Source organism: Terriglobales bacterium (assembly GCA_035457425.1).
Lineage (GTDB): Bacteria > Acidobacteriota > Terriglobia > Terriglobales > Acidobacteriaceae > JACPNR01.
Window position 1 is genome coordinate 1 of sequence record DATIBR010000144.1, and the last position, 5,948, is coordinate 5,948.

Genomic DNA, 5,948 nt, shown 5'->3' on the forward strand with positions numbered 1-5,948 from the left:
GGTCCGGAAAGCGTCGTAGAATCGTCGCTTCTGGCGGGCGAGTCGCCCGCCTCCACACGAGCCCATGCCGCGCGCGCCGCAATCCCGCTCCGCGAGCTCTCCTTCGAGCGCGGCGACCTCTGCGTTCCAGGCGTTTGATTCCGAGAAGCTGTTCGTCGCGCGCGATCCCAAGTCAATCAAGCTGCTGGAGCAGGTGAAGAAGGTCGCGCCGACCGATGCGACCGTGCTGATCCGCGGGGAGAGCGGGACGGGCAAAGACCTGCTTGCGGAGCTGATCCACTTTTTGTCGGAGCGCGCGGGCGAGCCGTTCGTGAAGATCGACTGCGCTTCCCTGCCGCACGAGCTGGTGGAGAGCGAGCTGTTCGGGTACGAGAAGGGCGCGTTCACGGGCGCGACGGAAGCGAAGCGCGGGCGGCTGGAGCTGGCGGGGCGCGGGACGCTGGTGCTGGACGAGATCGCGGCGCTCTCCATGCCGGCGCAGGCGAAGCTGCTGCGCGTGATCGAGGAGCGCAAGTTCGACCGGCTGGGCGGGTCGCGGGCGGTCGCGGTGGAGGCGCGGCTGGTCGCGCTCACCAACATCGACCTGGAGCATGCGGTGGCGCGGCGGACGTTCCGCGAGGATTTGTATTACCGGCTGAACGTGGTGCCGCTGGGGATCGCGCCGCTGCGGGAGCGGCCGCAGGACGTGGCGCCGCTGGCGGAGCATCTGCTGGCGCAGCTCGCCGAGGTCCACCGCAAGGCGCGGCCGGCGTTCTCCAGCGCGGCGCTGCGCGCGCTCGAGGACTACCCGTTCCCCGGAAACGTCCGGGAGCTGCGGAATATCCTGGAACGCGCGGTGGTCTACGGCACGGGCGCGGAGATACGCGTGGAAGACCTGCCGGCACATGTGGCGGGCGCTAAGGCGAAGAAGCAGACGCTGGAAGAGCTGGAGCGCGCGTACATCGCCGAGGTGCTGGAGTTCACGCGCGGCAAGAAGTCGCAGGCGGCGGCGATCCTCGGCATCAGCCGGAAGACGCTGCTGGAGAAGCGCAAGCGCTACGGGTTGGACTGATCTTCGAGGACGAAGTCAGTAGGTGCTGGGCGGCTTTCCAACAGCTCGCGCTTCAGGTCGTCATATCCGGACGTGGTTTCCGGAATGAAGATCGACCCGTAAAGGTAGCCGAAGAACCCGCCATAGTTGGAAAGTGTCATTCCGCGGACGCTCAGGAGAGGCAAACCGATGCTGCGTTCGTGAATTCGTAGCGTGGCGTCACGGAATACGGTCTTTCCGGTATAAGCAGTGGACTCAATACGATCGGGAAGAACCATGACAACGTAACGTCGACCAAGCCACCCGAATATGAAGACAAACAGGACAAACAGCACGCGGATGGGAGCACTCTTGGCGACGTATTCTTGGCCCAGGATCAACCAATCCCAAAGCGTAAGAAAGCCAAGCATCGCTGCCCAGAGTGCCAGGTAGCGGACCGGAAGTTGGACTCTGTAGATGCGCGGTTTGGCCTCGGTCATGGCGAACGATATTACACCCAGCTCCGTATCCCGCTTCCCCCGCTTCCTTTGCGCTCATTCACACAGGCATTCTAGGCCTCGTGTGATACTTGTAGAACGTGAAGCTGCGCGTCGCCTGGATCGGGAAGACGAAGGAGTCGGCCATCACGGCGCTGACGGTGGAGTACATGCGCCGCATCGGGCGGTACTGCGCGACCGAGGCGATGGAGCTGGGGTCGGAAGACGCGCTGCTCAAGGCGCTGGAGAAGCTGAGCGGGCGGACGCGGCCGGTGCTGGTGATCCTCGACCAGCGCGGGCGGCAGTTCACCTCGGAGGAGTTTGCGGAGTTCCTGAGCGACCAGCAGGACCGCGGGACGCAGCAGCTCATCTTCGCCATCGGTCCGGCGGACGGTTTCACCGCCGCGGCGCGCCACGCCGCCGACCTGACGCTGGCGTTCGGCAAGATGACGCTGGCGCACGAGCTGGCGCGGGTGGTGCTGCTGGAGCAGCTCTATCGGGCGTTTACAATCCTCAAGGGACATCCGTACCACACCGGACACTAAATCGTTTCCCGTTTCCCGTTCCCGGTTTCCCGAAAAACAGGGCCACGGGAAACGGGAAACCGGAAACTGGAAACGCCTTCGAGCATGGCAGAGACACGACGCGGCCTCATCATCGTGAACACCGGCCCGGGCAAGGGCAAGACCACCGCCGCCATGGGGACGGCGCTGCGCGCGGTGGGCAACGGGATGAAGGTCCTGATGCTGCAGTTCCTGAAGGGCTCGTGGCACTACGGCGAGCTGGACGCGGTGGCGGCCTTCGGCGACAAGTTCGTGATGAAGCAGATGGGGCGCGGCTTCGTGAAGGTGGGCGGCGCGGAGACCGATCCCGAAGACGTGAAGCTGGTCGAAGCCGCGTGGCAGGAGGCCGAGCAGGCCATCCTGTCGGGCCAGTGGGACCTGGTGGTGCTGGACGAGATCAACTACGCCATCGGGTACAAGATGCTCGACCCGGCGAAGGTGGTCGAGGTGCTGAAGCGCAAGCCGGAGCAGGTGCACGTGATCCTGACGGGGAGGAACGCGCATCCGTCGATCGTCGAGGTGGCCGACACGGTGACGGAGATGCGCGAGGTCAAGCACGCATACCAGAAGGGCATCATGGCGCAGCGGGGGATCGAGTACTGACGAGTTGCGAGTCGTTAGTTGCGAGTTGTTAGCGGCCGATTCCCCATTCCCTCCATCCCCATTTAGAATTACCCCTTCACGGCTACTCGCACCTCGCAACACATAGCTCGCACCTCCCTATGGCCTGGTTCAAGCGCACCGACACCGAACTCGAAGTCTCCGAGGGGACGAAGAAGGTCCGGACCGAGGGCCTGTGGGTGAAGTGTGACGGGTGCCGGCAGATCATCTGGAAGAAGGACCTGGAGGAGAACGCGAACGTGTGCCCGAAGTGCGAGCGGCACTTCCGCATCGACGCGCGCTCGCGGCTGGAGCTGCTGCTCGACCCCGGGTTCAAGATCGAGGACACCGGGATCGTCTCGACCGACCCGCTGAACTTCGTGGACATCAAGCCCTACAAGGAGCGGCTGGCGAAGGCGCAGGAAGAGACCGACCTGGCGGACGCCATCCTGAACGCCGAGGGCACGCTGAAGGGCAAGCCGGTGGTGGTGAGCGCGATGGAGTACTCGTTCATCGGGGGCTCGATGGGCGCGGTGGTGGGCGAGGGCATCACGCGGGCGATCGAGCGCGCGACGTTTCAGCGGCATCCGCTGGTGATCGTGTCGGCTTCCGGCGGCGCGCGCATGATGGAAGGCGTGGTCTCGCTGATGCAGATGGCGAAGATCTCGGCGGCGCTGGCGCGGCTGGACGAGGCGGGCGTGCCCTACATCAGCGTGCTCACCGACCCGACGACCGGCGGCGTGACCGCCAGCTACGCCATGCTGGGCGACCTGAACATCGCGGAGCCGGGCGCGCTCATCGGGTTCGCCGGGCCGCGGGTGATCGAGCAGACCATCCGGCAGAAGCTGCCCGAGGGCTTCCAGCGCTCGGAATTCCTGCTGGAGAAGGGCTTCCTCGACGCCATCGTGCACCGCCGCGAGATGAAGGACTACATCGCGCGGGCGCTGGAGTTCATGGCCGCGTGACGGGGCAGCAATAAGCAATTAGCGATTAGCCTGATTGTCTCTGTGCGCTCGATGTCGCTCAGCGCGCTCTGCGTTTCAAAGGTTGTGACTTTGCTCCGCGTTCATCCGCGATGAGGTCTTTGACTTTGACCTACGACGTTGCCGTCGAGAAGCTGCTGGCGCTGGGGCACGAGCTGCACCAGACGCCTGCGGCGAAGTTCGACCTCGCGCACATGCGGGTGCTGCTGGAAGCGATGGGGCATCCCGAGCGGCGGTTTGGGAGCGTGCTGATCGCCGGGACGAACGGCAAAGGCTCGACCGCGGCGACGCTGGCTTCCATCCTCGCGGCTGCGGGACATCGCACCGGGCTCTACACTTCCCCGCACCTGATCCGCATCAACGAGCGCATCCAGGTCTTTTCTTCGAACGGCGGGGGCGAGGAGATCAGCGAGCCGGAATTTGCCGAGATGCACCAGCGCGTGGACGAGGTCTCGCAGCGGCTGGTGCGCGAGGGCAAGCTGCCCTGGCATCCAAGCTTCTTCGAGACGCTGACCGCGATGGCGTTCGAGTACTTCGCCTCGGCCGGGGTGGAGATCGCGGTGCTCGAGGTCGGGATGGGCGGGCGGCTGGACGCGACCAACGTCACCGAGCCGGCGCTGGCGGTCATCACCGATATCGCGCTCGACCACCAGAAGTTCCTCGGGAACACCATCGCGGAGATCGCATGCGAGAAAGCGGGGATCATCCGCGCCAACGGGGTGCTGGTGACGCTGCCGCAGCATCCGGAGGCGAACGACGTGATCGGGCGAGCAGCCCTCGAGAAGAATGCCCGGGCTGTGAGCGCGGTTCCCTTCATGCCGAGTATCACGCCCGCGGGCGAGTGGTCAGTGACCAGTGGCCAGTGGCCAGAAAAGCCAGCGAAAGCGGGGCTGGCCACTGAACACCAGCCACTGAACACTGGCTACCAGCTTGAGGTGCTTGGGCAGTCCATCAGCGTCGCTTCCCCGCTGCTCGGGCGGCACCAGCTGCGCAACGTCGCGCTGGCGATCGCGGCGGCGGTGGAACTGAACCAGTTCGGGTTCAAGGTGACGGCGCGGGACATCGAGCGCGGGATCCGGGAGACGCGCTGGCCGGGGCGCCTGCAGCTCGTCGAGCGCGACGGCCAGCAGTACCTGCTCGACGTCGCGCACAACCCGGCCGGCGCCTGGGCGCTGCGGTCGGCGCTTTCCACATACTTCGAAGAGCGGCCGCTGGTGTTCGTGTTCGCGGCGCTGCGCGACAAGGCGATCGCGGAAATGGCCGACATCCTGTTCCCTCTGGCCGAACACGTGGTCGCGACCACGGTCGGGAACCCGCGCGCGGCCTCGGCGGCGGAGGTCGCGCAGGCCGCGGCGCGCACCGGCGCCGACACGCTCACCCGTTCAAGCGCCGCGGAGGCGCTTCAGGCCGCGAAAACGCTGGCCGGCGACAAATCGTTGGTCGTCGTTACCGGTTCCATCTATCTTGTTGGGGAAGCTCTCCCGCTTCTCCAATGAGCGCGCCCGATCGCCCGATCACCGGAACACCCGATCGCCCGATCCCCAAGAAGGGCGGGAGGCTGAGCTACCTGCGCTCCATCGTCATCCTCAACAACCTGATCTACCTGTACACGGTGGTGATGGGGGCGCTGTCACTGGTCGCGTCGGTGTTCGACGGCAGCGGGCGGATCCAGCAGTGGTTCGCGCGGACGTGGTCGTGGATGATCCTGAAGACCGCGATGGTGCGGGTCGCGGTGCGCGGGCGCGAGCGGGTGGACTTCGGCAGACCGCATCTCTACGCCGTGAATCATGCGTCGGCGATGGACATCCCGGTGCTGTACGTGCATCTGCCGTTCCAGTTCCGCATCATCGCGAAGCATGAGCTGTTCCGCTATCCGTTCCTGGGATGGCACCTGCGGCGCTCGGGGCAGATCCCCATCGACCGCGACAACGCGCACGCGTCGTTCCGGTCGCTGCGCTCGGCGGTGGAAGGTCTCAAGAAGGGAATGCCGCTGGTGGTCTTCCCGGAAGGCGGGCGGACGGAGACCGGGGAGCTGCAGCCGTTCCTGCCGGGCGCGTTCTACGTCGCGATCAAGGCGCAGGTGGAGGTGGTTCCCTGCGCGCTGATCGGGACCTACGAGGTGCTGCCCATCAACACGTTCCACATTCATCCGGGGCGGGTGGAGCTGGTGTTCGGCGAGCCCATCGCGACGACCGGGATGAAGCTGCACGACATGGAGGGGCTGGCGGAGAAGGTGAAGCGGGCGATCGCGGGGCTGATTGAGGTGCGCGCCGGCGAGTCGCCGGCGCCTACCCGC

Annotated in this window: 7 protein-coding genes; 6 read left to right on the plus strand and 1 reads right to left on the minus strand. The window is 65.8% G+C overall.

Annotation, left to right across the window (positions count from 1 at the left end; all coding sequences use genetic code 11):
- The first annotated feature begins 64 nt into the window (after positions 1-64).
- The gene (locus VLA96_10950) at positions 65-1,051 is read left to right on the plus strand and encodes a sigma-54 dependent transcriptional regulator (protein ID HSE49715.1); all 987 of its coding nucleotides are present in this window, start codon (positions 65-67) and stop codon (positions 1,049-1,051) included.
- Here VLA96_10950 and VLA96_10955 read toward each other — a convergent pair.
- Positions 1,036-1,509 carry a hypothetical protein gene (locus tag VLA96_10955; GenBank protein ID HSE49716.1) on the minus strand — a complete coding sequence of 158 codons (474 nt, stop codon included), beginning with the start codon at positions 1,507-1,509 and terminating at the stop codon, positions 1,036-1,038. The two genes, VLA96_10950 and VLA96_10955, sit on opposite strands and share 16 nt — an antisense overlap.
- Before the next feature lie 98 nt (positions 1,510-1,607).
- Between VLA96_10955 and VLA96_10960 the strand changes: the two genes are divergently transcribed.
- The 5 genes from VLA96_10960 to VLA96_10980 form a co-directional block, all read left to right on the plus strand.
- Positions 1,608-2,051, plus strand: coding sequence for a 23S rRNA (pseudouridine(1915)-N(3))-methyltransferase RlmH (locus tag VLA96_10960; protein HSE49717.1), 444 nt, complete (start codon positions 1,608-1,610; stop codon positions 2,049-2,051).
- Positions 2,052-2,135: 84 nt separating this feature from the next.
- A complete protein-coding gene (gene cobO / locus VLA96_10965; protein ID HSE49718.1) occupies positions 2,136-2,672 on the plus strand; it encodes a cob(I)yrinic acid a,c-diamide adenosyltransferase in 537 nt (178 codons plus the stop codon).
- 119 nt (positions 2,673-2,791) lie between these two features.
- On the plus strand, positions 2,792-3,634 hold the full coding sequence (gene accD, locus VLA96_10970; protein ID HSE49719.1) for an acetyl-CoA carboxylase, carboxyltransferase subunit beta: 843 nt from the start codon (positions 2,792-2,794) through the stop codon (positions 3,632-3,634).
- 119 nt (positions 3,635-3,753) lie between these two features.
- Positions 3,754-5,148 (plus strand): folylpolyglutamate synthase/dihydrofolate synthase family protein, encoded by a 1,395-nt coding sequence (locus tag VLA96_10975; protein ID HSE49720.1) that lies wholly within the window; start codon positions 3,754-3,756, stop codon positions 5,146-5,148.
- The coding region (locus VLA96_10980) for a lysophospholipid acyltransferase family protein (protein HSE49721.1) at positions 5,145-5,948 on the plus strand (804 nt) is incomplete at its 3' end. The genes VLA96_10975 and VLA96_10980, both read left to right, overlap by 4 nt.